This window comes from Micromonospora sp. IBHARD003 (assembly GCF_056106285.1).
Genome location: NZ_JBWBBX010000001.1, coordinates 1,471,678 through 1,489,896, shown reverse-complemented (window position 1 = coordinate 1,489,896; position 18,219 = coordinate 1,471,678). Strand labels below are relative to the sequence as shown.

Here is an 18,219-nt window from a genome sequence, read left to right as displayed (position 1 = left end):
TTACGCGTACGGCCCTTACGACGGTCTCGGCATGGAGTTGCGCATGACTACCACCTTTCCGGACATCTCCATCAGCACGGAGCGGTTGGTGCTGCGCGCGCTCGAACCCGCCGACGCCCCGGCTCTCACCGAGATGATGAACGACGAACAGGTCGCTGCCTGGACCGCCGTGCCCCAGCCCTACACCGAGGCCGCCGCACGCGGCTGGATCGCCGAGTACGCGCCCACGGAACGCGCCGCGGGTCGCGGTCTGGACCTCGCCGTGACCGAATTCCTCACCCAGCGTCTGGTCGGTGTCATCCGGCTGGGCAACACCGACTGGACGGTGCGGTCGACCGAGATCTCGTACGTCACCGCCCCCTGGGCCCGCGGGGAGGGCTATGCCACCGAAGCGGCGCTCGCCACCGCCCACTGGCTCTTCCGCGACCAGCGGTTCGAACGGCTCGAGATCCGCACCGCGGCCGACAACGCCGCCTCCCAGCAGGTCGCCCAGAAGATCGGCTGCATCAGCGAGGGCGTGCTCCGCAACGCCGGGATAGTGCGCACCCGCACCGACGGCGGCTGGGCCGACGTCCGAACGGATCTGATCATCTGGAGTCTGCTTCCCGAGGATCTGGAGGGCGTCACCGATCAGATGGGCGAAACCGGATATTCCGCCTTCGCCGACTGGAACTGAGACCAGGTACGCTCACGACCTGCGGCGACGCCGCGAACACAGCGACCATGAGCGAACCGGGAGACACACGACGATGGCCGACCGGGTCACGGTGATCGGCTGGGACGGTTCCCCCCTGACCTCGGCCGCCAGATCCGCCCTGTCCGCCGCCACCCTCGTCGCCGGAGCGGCCCACCACCTGGCGCTCCCCGAGGTGCCCGCCAACGCCGAGCGGATACGGCTCGGCAGCGTCGACCTGGCAGCGCGCAGGATCGCGGGACACCGTGGCAGCCCCGTGGTGCTGGCCGACGGCGACCCCGGCTTCTTCGGCGTCGTACGTATTCTGCGTGCACCCCAGCACGGGCTCGAGGTCGAGGTCGTCCCCGCGGTCTCGTCGGTCGCCGCCGCGTTCGCCAGGGCCGGCATGCCCTGGGACGACGCCCAGATCGTCGTCGCCCAGCGACGTACGCTCCGCAGGGCGGTCAACGTCTGCCGGGCGCACCCCAAGGTCGCCGTGCTCACCTCCCCGGGTGCCGGTCCGGCCGAGCTCGCCCTGCTGCTCGACGGCGTCCACCGCACCTTCGTGATCTGCGAGGAGCTCGGCACCGAACGCGAACAGGTCACCGTGCTCACCTCCGACAAGGTCGCCGACCACAGCTGGCGCGACCCCAACGTCGTGATCGTCATCGGGGGTTCCGCGGCGGTGTCCGGCGGAGGCTGGGTGGCGGGCAGAGAACCCGGATACCCGTCCGCGGTCCGCGGCTGGGCGCTCGCCCCGGGGCCGGAAGGACCGCCGGCCGCAGAGGGCGAGTCGGTCCGGCTGCGCGCCGCCCAGCTCGCCCGGCTCGGACCGCGCCTGGGCGATCTCGTCTGGGACATCGGCTGCGGCAGCGGTGAGCTCGCCGCGGACGCGGCGCGCTTCGGCGCGGCGGTGATCGCCGTCGACGCCGACCCGGCCGCGTGCATCCGCACCGACGCGGCCGCCCGCCGGCACGGAGTCCAGCTGCAGACCGTGCACGGGCGCGCTCCGCATGTGCTGGAGCGGCTCTCCGAACCCGATGTCGTGCGCATCGGCGGCGGAGGCGTTCCGGTGGTCACCGCCTGCGCCGACCGCCGTCCCGAGCGCATCGTCACCCACGCATCCACCCGTGACGAGGCGGAGGCGGTGGGAACGGCGCTCGCCGACGGCGGCTACACCGTCGAGTGCGCCCTGCTCCAGTCCGTGGAGCTGGATCCCCGTGACTGGTCCGAGCGTGAGCGCTCGGTCGTCTTCCTGCTGTCGGGGCAGCTGGGGTCCGGCTGACGGATCGCCGTGGCGGAAGGGGCCCGCGTCCGTCCGGCGCGCCCGTGAACACCCCGCGCGACGAGAGCCGCCGAGAGACCCCCGGGCGGGCGCGGACCGGCGACCGGATCGCGCCCCCAGGCCCTGGCGGGACGGCCAGGCGCGGTAGGCTGGCAGATCGTTGCACCGCAGCCGGCCGTTCGCCGAATCTCCCCCTGGCTACGCCGGAGGGAAACCCGGCCAACGTCCGGAAAAGGGGGCTGCCTTGGGCCCTGATGTGGTACGGCGCGACCGGGGGACGCGCAACGTGGCGCAGTCCACAGCCGACCGTGGCGCATCCTGCTGCCACGGCACGCGAACGACCACGACAATGCTGGTGTCCGTGGGCTTTCGTGCCGCGCGGCGCACACGCTCGTTGTTGTTGTGACGGGTGCCCTGTGTGCCGCGATCGGGCGCCCCGGGCGAAGGTCTGAAGGAGCACAACCGATGGGCGAGGGGAACGCATGACCGACACCGGCCAGATCCCGGGCGAGGGGCTGCCGGAGAACGCAGGCATGGTGGAGCAGCCGGGCATCCCCGCTCCGGGCGCGTACACCTTCCTCGACCCCTCCGAAGGCGCAGCCGAGTCCGTCGGCGATGACGACGACCTGCTGTTGATGCCGGGCGCTCAGGGCGCATGGAGCGATGCGCAGCCGATGGCTCCCACGGGTGGGCACCCCACCCCCGCGCCGCCGCTCGCCCCGTCCGCCGCACCGGCCCCTCCCGGGGCGCCGCAGCAGACTCCGGTCGCCCGGCCCGTGCTTGCGGACGCCCGGTCCGTGGCTCCGGACGCCGCGGCTGCGGCCGTACGGGCCGCGGTGCAGTACGCCTCGCCCCAGCCGGTGATGCCGCCCGCAACGCAGGTCCACGAGTCCGCTGCCGTCACCGCGGGGATGTCGGAGCCCGTGGCTCCGGGCGCCCCCGAGCCGGTGGTGCCCGGGCAGTCCGTACCGCAGCAGACCGTTCCCGAGCAGATGCCGGCCCAGCCGGACCTCGCCGGACAGCCCGTGGCGCAGCAGACCGTCGCCGAGCAGGTGCCCGCCCAGCAGGCCGCACCGCAGCAGTCGGCCGCGCACGAGACCGGGGCGCACGAGACGGGGGCGCACGAAGCGGGCGGCAGGGACTCCGGCTCGCTCGACCTCGGTGCCGTCCGGGTGCCGCCGTCGACGTCCACCCCCACGCCGCCCCCCGGACGCCGTCCGCTCCACATGGGCCCGCCCGTGCCGGACGCCACCGGCGGCGTCGTGCGTTCGCTGGCGGACCGCGGACCCGCGGGCGCCGGCACCGGTCATACGCCGCCGCACCCCATCCCCGTGCGCCAGTCCGGCCCGCCGACGACGGGTCCCGAGTACCTCGACGTCCCTCGTGAGGAACCGGTGGACTTCGCCGTGGCGCAGCACGGCGACGGTGCCTCCCAGGGCGCCACGCCCTGGACCCCCGTACCGGTGCCGTCCTTCACCACGCCCGCAGAAACGGTCGTCCCGGCGGCCACGCCCGCCCCTGCCGAAGCGGGCGGCGCCGAGCCGGTCCCCATGGCTCCCGAGGCCTTCGAGTCCGCGGACCTTGGGCAGTTCGTGCCCGCCGAGGCCGTCGTTCCGGCCGGCGCGACCCCTGCCGCACCGCTGACGGACCTGACGGCACGGCCCGAAGCGGTGACGGCGCAGCCCGAGGAGACGACCGCGACGGCGGGCGTGCCGGGTGATCACCCCGTGCCGCCGCAGCCCGTCGCGGCCGACCCGGCGACGACCGGGTCCGCGGTCGGGGAGCCTGTGGCCGTCGTGCCGGGACCGCAGCCCACGGAGCCGGTGTCCGATGCGCTGCGGCCCGCTTCCGAGCCGGTCGCCGTGCCCCAGCCCGAGCCGGTCGCCGTGCCCGTCGGCCAGACCCCGGTCGCCGCCGAGCAGATCGTCCTTCCGGAGCAGGCGGGCGCGCCCGAGCAGGTCGCGGACGACCACGCAGCGGCGGTACCGCCGGAGCACGCGACCTCGGTCGTGGTGCCCGCGCCGCGTGACGGCAGCGCGGACGGCCCGGTTGGCGAGCCCCGGGAAGCACCGGCGGCAGAGCCCGCGCCGCGAGCCGAAGCGGCGGAACCGCAGACAGCCGCCACGCCCGCCGTGGAGCCGGTCATCCCTGCGGAGGGGGATACCCCTGTGGAGGTGGTCACCCCTGTGGAGCCGGTCAGTGCCGAAGAGATCCCCGCGAACACCGCGAACACCGCGAACACCGGGACCAGCGTGAACACCGAAACGAGCGCGAACATCGAGAGCAGCGCACACACCGAGTCGAGCCTGAACGCGGAAGCCGGTGCGAACACCGAGACGGCCACCGCTGCCGGCGGCACCGGCCCGGACGCGGAGACGGCGGGCGCGCCCGCGCCCGGCTACGAGGACGCCGAACGCGAGGCGGTCCTGCGCGTCATGCGCGAGCGCCGCGACATCCGCAACGGCTTCCGCAGTGACCCCATCCCGCACGAGGTGCTCCTGAGAGTCCTCGAAGCGGCGCACACCGCGCCCAGTGTCGGGCACTCGCAGCCCTGGGACTTCGTGGTCATCCGCTCCGCCGAGACGCGGCGCACGATGCACGAACTCGCCCAGCGCCAGCGCGAGGCCTACGCCAAGTCGCTGCCCAAGGGCCGGGCGAAGCAGTTCAAGGAACTCAAGATCGAGGCCATCCTCGAGACGCCGGTCAACATCGTGGTGACCGCCGACCCGACCCGCGGCGGCCGTCACACCCTCGGCCGGCACACCCAGCCGCAGATGGCCCCGTACTCCTCCGCGCTCGCCGTCGAGAACCTCTGGCTCGCCGCGCGCGCCGAGGGCCTCGGAGTGGGCTGGGTCAGCTTCTTCGACGAGCGCGAGATGGTCCGTGCCCTGGGACTGCCCGAGCACCTCGAGGTCGTCGCGTACCTCTGCGTCGGATACGTCGACGAGTTCCCCCAGGAGCCCGAGCTGATGCAGGCGGGCTGGTCCAAGCGCCGTCCGCTCTCCTGGGTCGTCCACGAGGAGACGTACGGCCGCCGCGCCCTGCCCGGCGAGGATCCGCACGATCTGCTGCAGGAGACCGTCTCCAACATCCGCCCGCTGGACGCCAAGGCGCTCGGCGAGGCATGGGAGCGGCAGAAGCGGATGACCAAGCCCGCCGGCGCGCTCGGCATGCTGGAGATCATCTCCGCTCAGCTGGCCGGCCTGTCCCGGATGTGCCCGCCGCCCATTCCGGAGCCCGCCGCCGTCGCGATCTTCGCGGGTGACCACGGGGTGCACGCCCAGGGCGTCACCTCCTGGCCCCAGGAGGTGACCGGCCAGATGGTCGCCAACTTCCTGGGCGGGGGAGCGGTGTGCAACGCCTTCGCCAACCAGGTCGGTGCGGAGGTGTGCGTCATCGACGTCGGTGTGGCGTCCGACCTGCCGGCCACCCCGGGACTGCTGCCGAGGAAGGTCCGCCCGGGTACGGCCGACTTCACGACCGGGCCGGCGCTCAGCCGGGAGGACGTGGTCGCCGCCATCGAGGTCGGCATCGAAACGGCCCGCGACCTGGTCGCCGCGGGCAACAAGGCGCTGCTCACGGGCGAGATGGGCATCGCCAACACCACCACGTCGGCCGCGCTGATCGCCGTGTACACCGGGGTCGAACCGGCGGAGGTCACCGGCCGGGGCACCGGTATCAACGACGAGATGCACGCCCGCAAGGTCGATGTCGTCCGGCGGGCCCTGGAGCTCCACCGGCCGGATCCGGCCGACCCGGTCGGCGTCCTCGCCGCCGTCGGCGGTCTGGAGCACGCGGCGCTGGTCGGCTTCATCCTCGGCGGCGCGTCGCTGCGTACGCCGGTCGTCCTCGACGGAGTCTCCGCCGGCGCCGCCGCCCTGGTCGCACGGGCCGTCGCGCCCGAGGCCCTGGCCGCGTGCATCGCGGGCCACCGCAGTGCCGAGCCGGGCCATGTCGCCGCGCTCAACAAGCTGGGTCTGCGGCCCCTGGTGGACCTCGACCTCCGGCTCGGCGAGGGTACGGGCGCGCTGCTGGCGCTGCCGCTGGTGCAGAGCGCGGCCCGCGCGATGCACGAGGTGGCGACGTTCGATTCGGCAGGCGTCACCGAGAAGTAGGCGTCACCGAGAAGTAGGCGTCACTGAGAAGTACGCGTCGCCCGGACAGGACCTAGAGGCCGCCGCCGGTGCGGGGCGCTCGTTGGGGAGTGGGTTCTCCCCCTGGCCCTGGGGCCAGGGGGGACCGCGCCTTGCCTGCGGCGGGCTCGACTGCGCACCCGGGGTGACGGCGGCGGCCGAGCCGGACCACGCGTGCTGCCGAGGCCCGGCCGGAGAGCCCCCTGCGGGGAATCGCACACGCGCTCCCCGCCCGCGCCCCCGTAAAGTGATCCCCGTCCCCACCAGCCGCTTCACCGTCGCAGCGGCCCGCACCGCCGCACCGAGGAGCCGCACCGCCATGGCCGAGCACGCCGAGAGCGCCCCGCACGCCGAGCAGGCCGAGCACGCCGACCAGGCCGAGAGCGCCGTGCGCCCCGCCTATCCCGTAGGACTCCGGCTCGAGGGGCGCCGTGTCGTCGTCATCGGCGGCGGCCAGGTCGCCCAGCGACGCCTGCCGGCACTCGTCGCGGCCGGTGCCGATGTCACCCTGATCTCCCCGTCCGCCACCGCGTCGGTCGAGGCCATGGCGGAGACCGGCGAGATCACCTGGACCAGGCGCCGCTACCAGGACGGGGATCTGGCGGACACCTGGTACGCCCTCGTCGCCACCGGCGACCCGGCCGCCAACGAGGCCGCGTCCGCCGAAGCCGAGCGCACCAGGACCTGGTGCGTACGCTCCGACGACGCCGAAGCCGCCACCGCCTGGACTCCCGCGACCGGCCGCAGCGAGGGCGTGACCGTCGCGGTCCTCACCGGCAAGGACCCCCGGCGCTCCGCCGCCGTGCGCGACGCCATCGTCGAGGGCCTCCGGGACGGCTCCCTGGCCGCACCGCACCACCGGACCCGGGCACCCTTCGTCGCCCTGGTCGGAGGCGGCCCCGGCGACCCCGACCTGATCACGGTCCGCGGCCGCCGTCTGCTGGCCGAGGCCGACGTCGTCATCGCCGACCGTCTCGGCCCCCGCGATCTGCTCGACGAACTCCCCCCGCATGTACAGGTGATCGACGCGGCGAAGATCCCGTACGGCCGTTTCATGGCCCAGGAGGCCATCAACAACGCCCTCATCGAACACGCGAAGGCCGGCAAGTCGGTCGTCCGCCTCAAGGGCGGCGACCCGTTCGTCTTCGGCCGCGGGATGGAGGAGGCCCAGGCGCTCGCGGAAGCCGGCATCGCCTGCACGGTCGTGCCCGGGATCTCCAGCTCCATCTCGGTCCCCGCTGCGGCGGGCATTCCGGTCACCCACCGGGGGGTGGCCCATGAGTTCACGGTCGTCAGCGGCCATGTCGCCCCCGACGACGCGCGTTCCCTCGTCGACTGGCAGGCGCTCGCCCGGCTGCGCGGCACGCTCGTGATCCTCATGGGCGTCGACAAGATCGGTGCGATCGCCGAGGCGCTCGTGGCGCACGGCAGGGCGCCGGAAACCCCTCTGGCCCTGATCCAGGAGGGCACCACCGCCTCCCAGCGCCGTGTCGACGCGACCCTCGCGACGGTCGCCGAAGCCGTCCGGACGCACGAGGTCAGGCCCCCCGCGGTCATCGTCATCGGGGACGTGGTCTCCGTCGGCACGAACCCCCATCAGTAACCAGCGGTAACCCATATCCGACCGTGCCGTTGGCAGCACCACCCGGACAAGGCAGTATCACCCTGTGGCTGAACTCATCACCGTCGAAGACCCCGACGACCCGCGCCTGCGTGACTACACGGGCCTGACCGACGTCGAGCTCCGGCGCAAGCGCGAGCCCGCCGAGGGCCTCTTCATCGCCGAGGGCGAGAAGGTCATCAGACGGGCCAAGGACGCCGGATACGAGATGCGTTCCATGCTGCTTTCGGCGAAGTGGGTGGACGTCATGCGGGACGTCATCGACGAGCTTCCCGCGCCCGTGTACGCCGTGACCCCCGAGCTCGCGGAACGCGTCACCGGCTACCACGTGCACCGTGGCGCCCTCGCCTCGATGCAGCGCAAGCCGCTGCCGTCCGCCGAGGACCTGCTGTCCAGTGCCCGCCGGATCGCCGTCATGGAATCGGTCAACGACCACACCAACACGGGCGCGATCTTCCGCAGTGCGGCCGCGCTCGGCATGGATGCCGTGCTGCTCTCGCCGGACTGCGCCGACCCCCTCTACCGACGCTCGGTGAAGGTCTCGATGGGCGCGGTCTTCTCCGTTCCCTACACCCGGCTCGAAAGCTGGCCCAAGGACCTGGAGGCGGTGCGCGAGGCGGGCTTCAAGCTGCTCGCGCTGACACCGGACGAGAAGGCGTCACCCATCGACGAGGCGGCGCCGCACCGCCTCGACCGGGTCGCGCTGATGCTCGGCGCCGAAGGTGACGGGTTGTCGAGGCAGGCCCTGGTTGCCGCCGACGAGTGGGTGCGCATCCCCATGGCGCACGGCGTCGATTCGCTGAACGTGGGTGCGGCGGCAGCGGTCGCCTTCTACGCGGTGGCGACGGGGCGCCCCGCCGGCTGAAGACCCGGTCCTCAGCCCCTCAGCCCCTGCGCCACCGTGATCCCGAGCGCCACCACGAGCGTCACGACCACGAACACGAAGATCCTCTGACGCAGCAGCCGCGGATTGGCGGGCCTGCGCCCGGTGGACGTCGTGCGCACACCCGGCCGGGACGGCGTGCGCCCGGCTCCCGTGCCGCCCCGGGACGGCACGGGGCGCGAACCTCCCGTACGCGGACCCGACGGGCGCGGTCCCCGCTCACCGGCGGGTCCCGGACGCCGCTGCCCCTGGGTGTTGCGCGCCGTGTACCGCACGGTCTGCCGTCCGGACGGCAGGTCCTGCTCGATCCGCTCTCGCTGCGCCGGAGGTCGCAGTACCGGCAGCCCCTGGGCCTCGCGTGCCGCGATCTCCTTCAACCGCATCGACAACTGCAGTGTGCTGGGGCGCTGCTCCGGCTCTTTGGCCAGACACGCTCGCAGCAGTGGGGCCAGCGCGTCCGGTACGCCGTTCAGCTGCGGCTCCTCGTGCACCACCCGGTAGAGCATGACCTCGGAACTGCCGTGTCCGAAGGGGGAGTCGCCGGTCGCCGCGTAGGCGAGCGTCGCCCCCAGTGAGAAGACGTCGGTCGCCGGTGTGACCACGGCACCGCGCACCTGCTCGGGTGCGAGGAAGCCCGGCGAGCCCACGGCGGTGCCGACGTGTGTGAGCGTCGAGGCCCCCGTCGCCCAGGCGATCCCGAAGTCGATGATCCTCGGCCCCTTGGGGGAGAGCAGGATGTTCGACGGCTTCAGGTCGCGGTGGACGACCCCGGCCTCGTGCACCGCCACCAGGCCCTCGGACAGAGCCGCCCCGATCGCCGCGGTCTCGGCCGCCGACAGAGTGCCACCCTCGGCGACCTTGTCGTGCAGGGAGGGACCGGGGACGTACTGGGTGGCGAACCAGGGGCGCTCGGCCTCGAGGTCGGCCGCGACCAGACGGGCCGTGCAGCCGCCCCGGATCCGCCGGGCGGCGGACACCTCGCGGGCGAACCGGGACCTGAACTCCTGATCCTCCGCCAGATCGGGCCGGATCACCTTCAGTGCGACGCGCTGGCCGCGGCGGTCGGAACCGAGGTAGACGACGCCCATCCCGCCGGCGCCGAGCCGCCGGTGCAGCCTGAACGAGCCGACGACACGCGGATCCTCGCGCCGCAGCCGCATCATCGCCATGTCCATCCCCGCCGGCCGGTTGTCCCTGTCCGTTTGACGTGGCACAGCTTACGTACCCGTAGGCCGGTGTGCTCATAGGCCGCGCCCTCGGCACTCGATCGATCGTCAGTGCCCACCGGGGACAGTTGAGGGACGGTCAGGGTGCCGCAGTCCAGGGGCTTCCGGGGAACGCGGCCGTCCAAGGGGGCGCTGCAGAAGGGCGGTTGGGCCGATCGAGGAGTGCCGGCTGTCACCGCCGCCGCCGGACCGGCCCGGCCGCCGCCCTCGAACGGCTCGCCGATCCGGACAGTGCGCCGGAGGCCGGTCCCCGCTACGCGGAACGGCTTACGTGACCGAAGTCACGCGATCGAGGCACCCTCGGGGCAGCCCGCGGAGGTGCGCACCCCGGCCCCGCTCCGGAGGGGGCCCCTTCCGGGAAGACCCCCAGGCCCCGGGTACCGATCTCCACCCAGGGGAGTACTTCGCCGGCGTCCGGCTCATCCTCCGGGAGGCCCGGGATTCGGTACGCGGGCATGACGACCGGAGTCACCCGCGTCCCTAATGTTGTGGTCAAGCGGCGGGTGCACAACTCGTCCCCCGAGGTCGGACATCCGCCGCTGCCGACTACGACAGGAGAGGACCCATGGCGTACACGGCATCGCGGACGATGATCCGCTCGCGGGGGCGCAAGGCGATCGCCGTGTCCGGTGTCCGCCCGTCCGCCCACCGCCACCCGCTGGTGGCGACGGCGATGGTCCTCCCTCTCGCGACCCTGCTCGTCGTCGTCTTCGGCGGCTGGGAGGCAGTGGTCACACAGGCGTCGTCCGTGGGCGTGATGCTGGGGCGCTGAGCGGCGCCCCGGACCCGGGTGAGCGGCCCGGGTCGGGGACATCCCACCCGAAACCCCGTGGGGACGGGGGTGCGGCGGACGACACGCGCTCGGCCGGCCAGCTGGGGAGCTGGCCGGCCGGCGCCTCTTCGGGGTCGGCGAGGTCCTGCCCGGGTGCCGCGAGCCGGCGTTCCTACCGAACCGGGGCCCTCCGCGGCCCCTCTGCAATGCTCCTCCGCCCTGATCCGGTGTGGCCGGGGCGTTCCGGGGCGTACCGGTCACCGCGTACGCTCGCCCGGTGGACCAGGGCAACGCCACGCTGGTGCGTGCGCTTTCGGAGACGGCGCGGGCGGCCGCGCATGTGCCCGGCCAGGCTTCGTGCCGGGCCTGCGGGCGGGACGCCGATGTGCTGGCCCGGCGGGACGACGGAGTCGTGGTACGTCATGGGCAGGCCGTCGCCAAAGCGCATGCCCCGGGGACGGATCCCGACGAGCACCGGCGGCGACTCGCCGTTGCGGCGCATCCGGAGCTCGAGGGGATTCTGCTGGCGCCCATCCACCACTCGGGCGCCGCGGTCGGCGGGCGCCTCGTCACCGCCTGGCCCTACGGGAGCCCCGTCGATCCCACCGCACCGGACGACGCCCCCTGGGAGGCCGCCGCCGTGCTCCTGGCCAGGCTGCACCGCGTGGAGGCGGGGCGACTGCCCGGGCCGCTGCCCGTGATGCGCGGCCCCGCGAAGGCCGCTGCGGCCGTGGCGCGCCTCCCGCACCATCCCGCGGCTCGGACCGTGCTCGAGGCGTGGCGCACCCTGCCTGCCTGGGCGCGTGGTGACGCCCCGATGCCCGGCCCGGCCCGGCTCTGCCACGGAGACCTGCATCTCGGCCAGCTGGTCCGCCACCCCGCACAGGGCGGCCCCTGGCTGCTCATCGACGTCGACGACCTCGGCCTCGGCGACCCCTCCTGGGATCTCGCCCGTCCCGCCGCCTGGTTCGCGGCGGGGCTGCTGCCGCCCGACGACTGGGCCCGCTTCCTCGGCGCCTACCGCGCGGCCGGCGGCCCCGCCGTCCCGCCCGCTCCCCACGACCCCTGGTCCGAACTCGACGTCGCCGCCCGGGCCCTGACCGTCCAGACCGCAGCCCTCGGCCTCGCCAGGGGCGCGGCGGAGGGCCGGGAGCCCGACGAGGTGGAGCTCCTCATGATCGAGGCCTGTGCCCGAATTGCGGCCCTCCCGACCGAGTTGGACGACATCGGCCCGTCGTAGGGTGTGCATCCGAGCACACCGACCGACCGGCGAGGAGCTGAGCCGAAGATGCAGTGTCCCAAGTGCCATGCGCCCATGCACACGTACAACCGCAACGGCGTCCAGATTGAGCAGTGCAGCGGGTGCCGGGGGATATTCCTCGACTACGGCGAGCTGGAGTCGCTGACCCGCCTGGAATCCCAGTGGACCCAGCAGGCCCCGCCCGCGCCGCAGGCGTACCCCGCCGCCCCGGCTCCGGCCGCCCCGGCGTGGGGTGCTCCGCACCACGGCCACCACGGCGGTCACCACCGCCACAAGAGCTTCGGGCGGATGCTGTTCTCCTCCTGACCTCCCCCTGAGGGGGAGGGGCGGACAACGACGGAGCCCCCGGCCGCAGAGGCGGCCGGGGGCTCCGGACTGTGGACGATACTGGGATTGAACCAGTGACCTCTTCCGTGTCAGGGAAGCGCTCTCCCGCTGAGCTAATCGTCCTCGGGACCACGATCCGAAGGCCGTGGGTGGTGCTGAGTGGACGATACTGGGATTGAACCAGTGACCTCTTCCGTGTCAGGGAAGCGCTCTCCCGCTGAGCTAATCGTCCTCGGGACCACGATCCGAAGATCGTGGGTGGTGCTGAGTGGACGATACTGGGATTGAACCAGTGACCTCTTCCGTGTCAGGGAAGCGCTCTCCCGCTGAGCTAATCGTCCTTGGAGGTGGAGACGGGATTTGAACCCGTGTAGACGGCTTTGCAGGCCGTTGCCTCGCCTCTCGGCCACTCCACCCCGGAGCGGGGGACGGGAAGATCCCCTCTTCGAGCGGACGACGAGATTCGAACTCGCGACCCTCACCTTGGCAAGGTGATGCTCTACCAACTGAGCCACGTCCGCTTGTCGTTTCCGGCCCGCTTTCGCGTCCCGGCGACGTGTTGAACTCTAGCGGATTCCCGGGCCAGCACAAAAACGCGTTTCCGCAGCGTGCTGAGCTGTGGTCACGGCGGGTTCACCGCCGGGTGCGCCGCCGCCAGGGTCCGCGCGGACCCGGAGCGCCGCCCGTACACCGCCCGTACAGGGTGTGACCTCGGTCCCGAGCGGCCCCTGCCGAGCGGGAGGAACGGTTCCGAGCGACCCCGTGCCCAGCGGGAGAGACGGTGCTGAGCGGCAGGCGGCGCACCCGCCATAGACTCACAGCCGTGCACGACCTCGCTCCTCTGGCCCGCTTCGGCGGCCTTGTCGCCACCGACCTCAGGGATGTCACCAGTGACCCCGGGGCCCTCGAATCGTCCGGCTTCTGGGCCGTCGCCGCGGACTTCGAGGGTCGCCTCACCTGCGCCCGCTTCGGCGACGTACGCCGGGCGCCGGTGCCCGAGCCCGCCCCGGGACGCTGGCGGGGCCCGGCCGCGGAGGACTGGACGTCGTCCCTGGACCGGGACGCGTACACGGCGGGCGTACGCCGGATCCGTGAGCACATCGCAGCCGGCGACGTCTACCAGGCGAATCTGTGCCGGGTGCTGTCGGCGCCGCTGCCCGACCCGGACGCCGCCGACGTCGACGCCCTGACGGCGCTGCTGGCGCGCGGCAACCCGGCCCCGTACGCAGGGACGATCCGGCTGCCCGCGCACGGTGTGGAGATCGCCACCGCGTCTCCCGAGCTCTATCTGAGCCGCGATGGCCGCACCGTGGAGTCCGGACCGATCAAGGGGACCGGCCGGACCGCCCGCGATCTGCTGGAGAAGGACCACGCCGAGAACGTCATGATCGTCGACCTGGTCCGCAACGACCTCGGCCGGGTCTGCGCCACCGGAACCGTGACCGTCCCCGCCCTCTGCACCGTCGAGGCCCATCCCGGTCTCGTCCATCTCGTCTCGACGGTCCGCGGCGAACTGGCCCCCGGCGCCGGCTGGCGGCAGCTCCTGGACGCGACGTTCCCGCCCGGATCGGTCACCGGGGCGCCCAAGTCGAGCGCCCTGAGGATCATCGACGCGCTGGAGACCGCTCCCCGCGGTCCCTACTGCGGTGGCATCGGCTGGGTCGACGCCGACCGCCGCACCGGGGAGCTGGCCGTCGGCATACGGACGTTCTGGATCGACCGTGCGGACGGGGTGCTCCGCTTCGGCACCGGCGCCGGCATCACCTGGGGATCCGACCCGGAGCGGGAGTGGGACGAAACCGAACTGAAGGCATCGCGGCTGCTCGCGCTGGCGTCGGGCAGCTACGCGCACACGGGAAGGACCGCGTCATGAGGATCTGGGTGAACGGCGCACTGCGGGAACCCGGCACCGCCGTCGTCTCCGTACTCGATCACGGGATGACCGTGGGCGACGGCGTCTTCGAGACCGTCAAGGCGACCGAGGGCCGCCCCTTCGCTCTCACCTGGCACCTCGACCGGCTCACCCGCTCGGCCCGCGGCCTCGGTCTGCCCGACCCGGACCACGACGAGGTGCGCCGCGCCTGTGACGCCGTGCTGGACGCCAACCCCATGGCACTGGGCCGACTGCGGATCACCTACACCGGCGGGCTGTCCCCGCTCGGCTCCGACCGCGGCGACTCCGGTCCCTCCCTCGTCGTCGCGGTCGCCGAGACCACCCGCCGGCCCGAGACCACCGCCGTGATCACCGTCCCCTGGGTCCGCAACGAGCGCGGCGCGCTGAGCGGGCTGAAGACCACTTCGTACGCGGAGAACGTCGTCGCCCTCGCCCGGGCCCATGAGCAGGGCGCGTCCGAGGCCCTGTTCGCCAACACGGTCGGCCGGCTCTGCGAAGGCACGGGCTCCAACGTCTTCGTGGTCGTCGACGGCGAACTGCACACGCCACCGCTCGCCTCGGGGTGCCTCGCCGGGATCACCCGTGCCCTGACCGTCGAGTGGACCGGGGCGCGGGAGACCGATCTGCCGAAGGACGTCCTGGAGCGTGCCGAGGAGATCTTCCTGACGTCCACGACCCGGGACGTGCAGGCGGTCCACCGCGTCGACGCGCGCGAGCTGTCCGGCGCTCCCGGACCGGTGACCGCCAAGGCCATGCGGATCTTCGAGGAGCGAGCGGCCGCCGACCCGGATCCGCAGGCCCCGTGACCCCGTAAGCCTGCGAAACGTGGTGACGGACGGCCGCAGGACAGGTAGAACAACCCCTGATGACCACCACCCTGCGGCCGTCCGGGCCGCTCCAGCACGAAGACCGGGGCTCCCGGTCGCGCACCTACGACGTGTGCGTGAACAGCAGGCGTGTCGGCGGTATCGAGCTCGGCACCGATCCGGCGATCGGGCCGACGGCCGGCGTTCTGCGGTCGCTGGCCATCGACGAACCCGACCGGCGCCGCGGTCGCGGCACGGTCGCCGTGCTCGCCGCGGAGGAGGTGCTGCGCGACTGGGGCTGCACCCGGATCAGCGCCTCCGTCCCGGCCGCGGCGGAGGCCGCACTGCGGCTGGCGACCGCGCTCGGATACGTCGAACACGGCCGCAACATGCTCAAGGAGCTGGATTCCGGCCCTCCGGCGCAGCTGCCCGGCGGGGTCGAGTGCCGGCCCATGACCGAGGCGGAGTTCGGGGACTGGTCGGTCACGGAAGTCGAGAACTACGCGCGGAGCTGGGTCGACCGCGGCATTTCGCCCGAGCAGGCCCGTGCGAAGTCCGAGGCCGACCATCGCGATCTGCTCCCCGACGGGCTCGCCACCCCCGGGACCTGGATCGAGGTCCTGATGGCGGACGGAGCGCCGGTGGGGCACGTCTGGGTGGCCGAGCGCGACATACGGCCGGGGGAGCGGGGCGCGTACGTGTACGACATCGCGGTCGCCGAGCCGCACCGCGGCCGGGGCCACGGGCGGGCGCTCATGCTCCTCGCGGAGCGGATCGCCAGGGCGAAGGCCGGGGTGGACCTGCTGGGACTGCATGTCTTCGCGGACAACACCCCGGCGCTTCGTCTGTACGAGTCGCTCGGCTACCGGACGACCCACATCAACGTGGGCAAGCGGCTGCTCTGAGCGCCTCGCGGGTACGGCGGTCCAGGTCTCAGACGGTCCGCTGCTCCGCGAGCAGCCGGTCGGCGATCTCCTCGATGCGCTCGCGCAGCCCGTCCTGGCTCTTGCCGCCGTCCAGACGCTCGCCCCCGATGACATAGGTCGGGGTGCCCGTGACGCCGAGCGCCTTGCCCTCGGCCTGGTCGGCGTCGACGATCAGGATGTGCCGGCCGTCGATGAGCGCGGTGTCGAACTCCTCGGCGTCCAGGCCGAGTTCGCGGGCGACCTCCAGAAGGAACGGCTCACCCTCGGCGCCGAGCCGCTCGACCTGGGACAGCACGGCCTCCGCGTACTCCCGGCCCCGCCCCTGGACCACGGCCTCCTCGGCCGCCTGCGCCGCCGCGAACGCATGCTTGTGCTTCTCGAGCGGGAAGTGGCGCAACCGTATGTCCAGCCGGTCGCCGTAGCGTTCCCGGAGGGCTCGGAGATCGGTGAGGGCGGTGCGGCAGTCGGAGCACTGCAACTCGCACCAGACGTCCAGGACGATCGGCTGTGGGGAGGTCTCGCTCATGCGCACAGTCTTCCAGCCGGGCGCGGAGCGGCCCAAACGGGATCCGCACGGGCCTGGCCTGTCCGGACCGGGGCCGGTGCGATGCCGACCGGGGGTGGTTCCCGGACGGCCTCCTCCCCGGCCCAGACCTGGGGAGGAGGCCGTCCCGGAGATCTCCCTGACGTGGGGCCGGACCGTGGCACGCACCGGGCGCGGCGGTGCAGGATGGAGGGAGAGGGCGTATCCACCCTCCCCACGGCTCTGCCCGGGGTGACCCGCTCGTCCAGGAGGACCGGATGCTTGCCGAGACCATCTGTTCCGCGGTGTCCGCGGCCGGGCTGGGGATCGCCGCGGTCATGGCGTACCGCAAGCGTTTCCTGACCGCGGCGCGGATCGCGGCGTACGCCCTCGTCCCGCTCGGGCTGGTGCTGACGGGTGCGGTCGAGTGGCTCGCCGGTACGGCCTTCAGCCCGGTCGCCTGGGCGGGCGTCGGTGTGCTGGGCCTGTCCTGGGTGCTCTTCTCGACCACCCGCCGGGTGGAACGCCGCGCGCTGGACAAGAAGAACCAGGCCGGTACGCGCCAGGACGCGGTGGCCCCGTCGTCCACGCCCGCGGCCGTGGGCAAGGGGGCACGGCCGTCGCGGCCGGCGGGCCGGGCGCAGACCAAGCAGGCCGCCTCCGGCGACGGCGACGACTTCAGCGACATCGAGGCGATCCTCAAGAAGCACGGCATCTGAGGCGACCGGCCGAGTTCCAGCCCGCCATCGCCCCGGGCGACCACGCGGGCGGACCGGTGCGTGCGGCTGACGCCAACGTCCTCGCCATGGAACCGAGTCGGAGGCCAGGGGTCGGCAACGACCGCGGGGCCAGGGGCCGTCGCGCCGACTGCGGCGCGAACGTGCGGCTCAGGAGGCCCCTGGCGGCCGGGGCCGGGTCCGGCGCCACGGAATCCGGTGAACTCGCCGACTCGCGGGGCGTGTTGCCCGATCTCCGGCACTCCGGCTGCGCCATTATCACCCGGAGATGCTGGATACCTCCCGGGGTCAGCCCCCCGCCCCCGCCGACGAGCCGCGTGGCTGTCTTTTCGCGCTCTCTCAGCCGCCGTTGATGATCTTCCTCGCCGTGATCGGCTGTCTGCTGCTCATGGCCGCGGTCCACGACCTGTTCCTGCTCTGAGACCTGCCTACCGCTCCGGGGGTGTTGGGGCTGCGGCGGGGATCAGCCGGCAGCTTCCTTGCGCCGCGCGCGATACGCGGCGACGTGCAGGCGGTTGCCGCAGGTGCGGCTGTCGCAGTAGCGGCGGGAACGGTTGCGCGAGAGGTCGACGAAGGCATTCCCGCAGTCCGGTGCCTCGCAGCGGCGGAGCCGCTCCTGCTCGCCCGAAACCAGGATGAAGGCCAGCGCCATGCCGCAGTCGGCCGCGAGGTGGTCGGCGACCGAGGCGCCGGGCGCGAAGTAGTGGACATGCCAGTCGTAGCCGTCGTGGTTCGTCAGCTGGGGCGTGGTGCCCGCCGCTGCCACGAGCTGGTTGATGAGCTCCGCCGCGGCGCGCGGGTCCGGCGCCGCGAAGATCTCGGTGAAGCGGTTGCGTACGTCCCGGACGGCACCGAGGTCGGCGTCGGTCAGCTCACCCACGCCACTGACTTTGTGGTTTCGTACGAACTCGTACAGGGACGGGATGTCCTTGATCTCGTCGTTCCCCGCACGTTCCGGCGCGGTGTTCACCAGATCGACGACGGTGTCGAGGGCAATGCGGGTGTCGTGGGGGATCAGCACGATTCGCTCCCTGGCCTGCTGCGGGCGGGCGCCCGCCGAATTGCGCTGACTCTAGCGTCTCGCACACGAACGCGACGGCGCCGTCACCGCGGGTGATGATCCCGCCGTGACGGCGCCGCCGTGTGCTGTGT

Annotated in this window: 16 protein-coding genes, 5 tRNA genes and 1 pseudogene; 14 read left to right on the top strand and 8 right to left on the bottom strand. The window is 73.0% G+C overall.

Annotated features, from left to right (window positions below; translation table 11 throughout):
* The first annotated feature begins 43 nt into the window (after positions 1-43).
* The 6 genes and pseudogenes from ACTWOL_RS06565 (at position 44) to ACTWOL_RS06540 (ending at position 8,577) form a co-directional block, all read left to right on the top strand.
* Positions 44-676, top strand: a complete 633-nt coding sequence (locus ACTWOL_RS06565) for a GNAT family N-acetyltransferase (RefSeq protein ID WP_474295263.1) — start codon at positions 44-46, stop codon at positions 674-676.
* 73 nt (positions 677-749) lie between these two features.
* A complete protein-coding gene (gene cbiE / locus ACTWOL_RS06560) occupies positions 750-1,958 on the top strand; it encodes a precorrin-6y C5,15-methyltransferase (decarboxylating) subunit CbiE (protein WP_474295261.1) in 1,209 nt (402 codons plus the stop codon).
* Between the two features lie 482 nt (positions 1,959-2,440).
* Positions 2,441-4,963 (top strand): annotated as a pseudogene (gene bluB / locus ACTWOL_RS06555) (5,6-dimethylbenzimidazole synthase); the annotation flags it as partial.
* 60 nt (positions 4,964-5,023) lie between these two features.
* Positions 5,024-6,073: a nicotinate-nucleotide--dimethylbenzimidazole phosphoribosyltransferase gene (gene cobT, locus ACTWOL_RS06550; RefSeq protein ID WP_474301099.1), complete on the top strand. Its 1,050-nt coding sequence runs from the start codon at positions 5,024-5,026 to the stop codon at positions 6,071-6,073.
* Between the two features lie 337 nt (positions 6,074-6,410).
* The gene (gene cobA, locus ACTWOL_RS06545; RefSeq protein WP_474295259.1) at positions 6,411-7,694 is read left to right on the top strand and encodes a uroporphyrinogen-III C-methyltransferase; all 1,284 of its coding nucleotides are present in this window, start codon (positions 6,411-6,413) and stop codon (positions 7,692-7,694) included.
* A gap of 64 nt (positions 7,695-7,758) precedes the next feature.
* Complete coding sequence (locus ACTWOL_RS06540) at positions 7,759-8,577, top strand: TrmH family RNA methyltransferase (RefSeq protein ID WP_474295257.1); 819 nt, start codon at positions 7,759-7,761, stop codon at positions 8,575-8,577.
* An 11-nt stretch (positions 8,578-8,588) separates the two neighbouring features.
* Here the strand turns inward: ACTWOL_RS06540 and ACTWOL_RS06535 are convergent, their stop codons facing one another.
* Positions 8,589-9,764 (bottom strand): serine/threonine-protein kinase, encoded by a 1,176-nt coding sequence (locus ACTWOL_RS06535; RefSeq protein ID WP_474295255.1) that lies wholly within the window; start codon positions 9,762-9,764, stop codon positions 8,589-8,591.
* 622 nt (positions 9,765-10,386) lie between these two features.
* On the opposite strand from ACTWOL_RS06535, the gene ACTWOL_RS06530 reads away from it, so the two are divergent.
* From ACTWOL_RS06530 to ACTWOL_RS06520, 3 genes are all read left to right on the top strand, one after another.
* The gene (locus ACTWOL_RS06530; RefSeq protein WP_474295253.1) at positions 10,387-10,593 is read left to right on the top strand and encodes a hypothetical protein; all 207 of its coding nucleotides are present in this window, start codon (positions 10,387-10,389) and stop codon (positions 10,591-10,593) included.
* A 277-nt stretch (positions 10,594-10,870) separates the two neighbouring features.
* Positions 10,871-11,833 carry a phosphotransferase family protein gene (locus ACTWOL_RS06525; RefSeq protein ID WP_474295251.1) on the top strand — a complete coding sequence of 321 codons (963 nt, stop codon included), beginning with the start codon at positions 10,871-10,873 and terminating at the stop codon, positions 11,831-11,833.
* Between the two features lie 48 nt (positions 11,834-11,881).
* Positions 11,882-12,160: a TFIIB-type zinc ribbon-containing protein gene (locus ACTWOL_RS06520; protein ID WP_474295248.1), complete on the top strand. Its 279-nt coding sequence runs from the start codon at positions 11,882-11,884 to the stop codon at positions 12,158-12,160.
* A gap of 72 nt (positions 12,161-12,232) precedes the next feature.
* On the opposite strand, the gene ACTWOL_RS06515 is transcribed toward ACTWOL_RS06520, so the two are convergent.
* From ACTWOL_RS06515 to ACTWOL_RS06495, 5 genes are all read right to left on the bottom strand, one after another.
* Positions 12,233-12,304, bottom strand: a tRNA-Val gene (locus ACTWOL_RS06515).
* A 37-nt stretch (positions 12,305-12,341) separates the two neighbouring features.
* A tRNA-Val gene (locus tag ACTWOL_RS06510) sits at positions 12,342-12,413 on the bottom strand.
* A 37-nt stretch (positions 12,414-12,450) separates the two neighbouring features.
* A tRNA-Val gene (locus ACTWOL_RS06505) sits at positions 12,451-12,522 on the bottom strand.
* A 1-nt stretch (position 12,523) separates the two neighbouring features.
* Positions 12,524-12,597, bottom strand: a tRNA-Cys gene (locus ACTWOL_RS06500).
* A 32-nt stretch (positions 12,598-12,629) separates the two neighbouring features.
* Positions 12,630-12,702, bottom strand: a tRNA-Gly gene (locus tag ACTWOL_RS06495).
* Between the two features lie 302 nt (positions 12,703-13,004).
* Here ACTWOL_RS06495 and ACTWOL_RS06490 point away from each other — a divergent pair.
* From ACTWOL_RS06490 to ACTWOL_RS06480, 3 genes are read left to right on the top strand one after another with little or no spacing between them, the layout of a single operon-like run.
* Complete coding sequence (locus tag ACTWOL_RS06490; RefSeq protein WP_474295246.1) at positions 13,005-14,054, top strand: chorismate-binding protein; 1,050 nt, start codon at positions 13,005-13,007, stop codon at positions 14,052-14,054.
* A complete protein-coding gene (locus tag ACTWOL_RS06485; RefSeq protein WP_474295243.1) occupies positions 14,051-14,881 on the top strand; it encodes an aminotransferase class IV in 831 nt (276 codons plus the stop codon). Before ACTWOL_RS06490 ends, ACTWOL_RS06485 begins: the two co-directional genes overlap by 4 nt.
* Positions 14,882-14,940: 59 nt before the next feature.
* Positions 14,941-15,786, top strand: a complete 846-nt coding sequence (locus ACTWOL_RS06480; RefSeq protein ID WP_474295241.1) for a GNAT family N-acetyltransferase — start codon at positions 14,941-14,943, stop codon at positions 15,784-15,786.
* A gap of 28 nt (positions 15,787-15,814) precedes the next feature.
* Here the strand turns inward: ACTWOL_RS06480 and ACTWOL_RS06475 are convergent, their stop codons facing one another.
* Positions 15,815-16,333, bottom strand: a complete 519-nt coding sequence (locus ACTWOL_RS06475; protein WP_474295239.1) for a DsbA family protein — start codon at positions 16,331-16,333, stop codon at positions 15,815-15,817.
* Positions 16,334-16,608: 275 nt separating this feature from the next.
* Here ACTWOL_RS06475 and ACTWOL_RS06470 point away from each other — a divergent pair, with 275 nt between their 5' ends.
* Together ACTWOL_RS06470 and ACTWOL_RS06465 are read left to right on the top strand one after the other, a co-directional pair.
* Positions 16,609-17,049, top strand: coding sequence for a hypothetical protein (locus tag ACTWOL_RS06470; RefSeq protein WP_474295237.1), 441 nt, complete (start codon positions 16,609-16,611; stop codon positions 17,047-17,049).
* A 286-nt stretch (positions 17,050-17,335) separates the two neighbouring features.
* The gene (locus ACTWOL_RS06465) at positions 17,336-17,488 is read left to right on the top strand and encodes a hypothetical protein (protein ID WP_474295235.1); all 153 of its coding nucleotides are present in this window, start codon (positions 17,336-17,338) and stop codon (positions 17,486-17,488) included.
* Positions 17,489-17,530: 42 nt separating this feature from the next.
* On the opposite strand, the gene ACTWOL_RS06460 is transcribed toward ACTWOL_RS06465, so the two are convergent.
* Complete coding sequence (locus ACTWOL_RS06460; protein WP_474295233.1) at positions 17,531-18,088, bottom strand: CGNR zinc finger domain-containing protein; 558 nt, start codon at positions 18,086-18,088, stop codon at positions 17,531-17,533.
* Positions 18,089-18,219 lie beyond the last annotated feature (131 nt).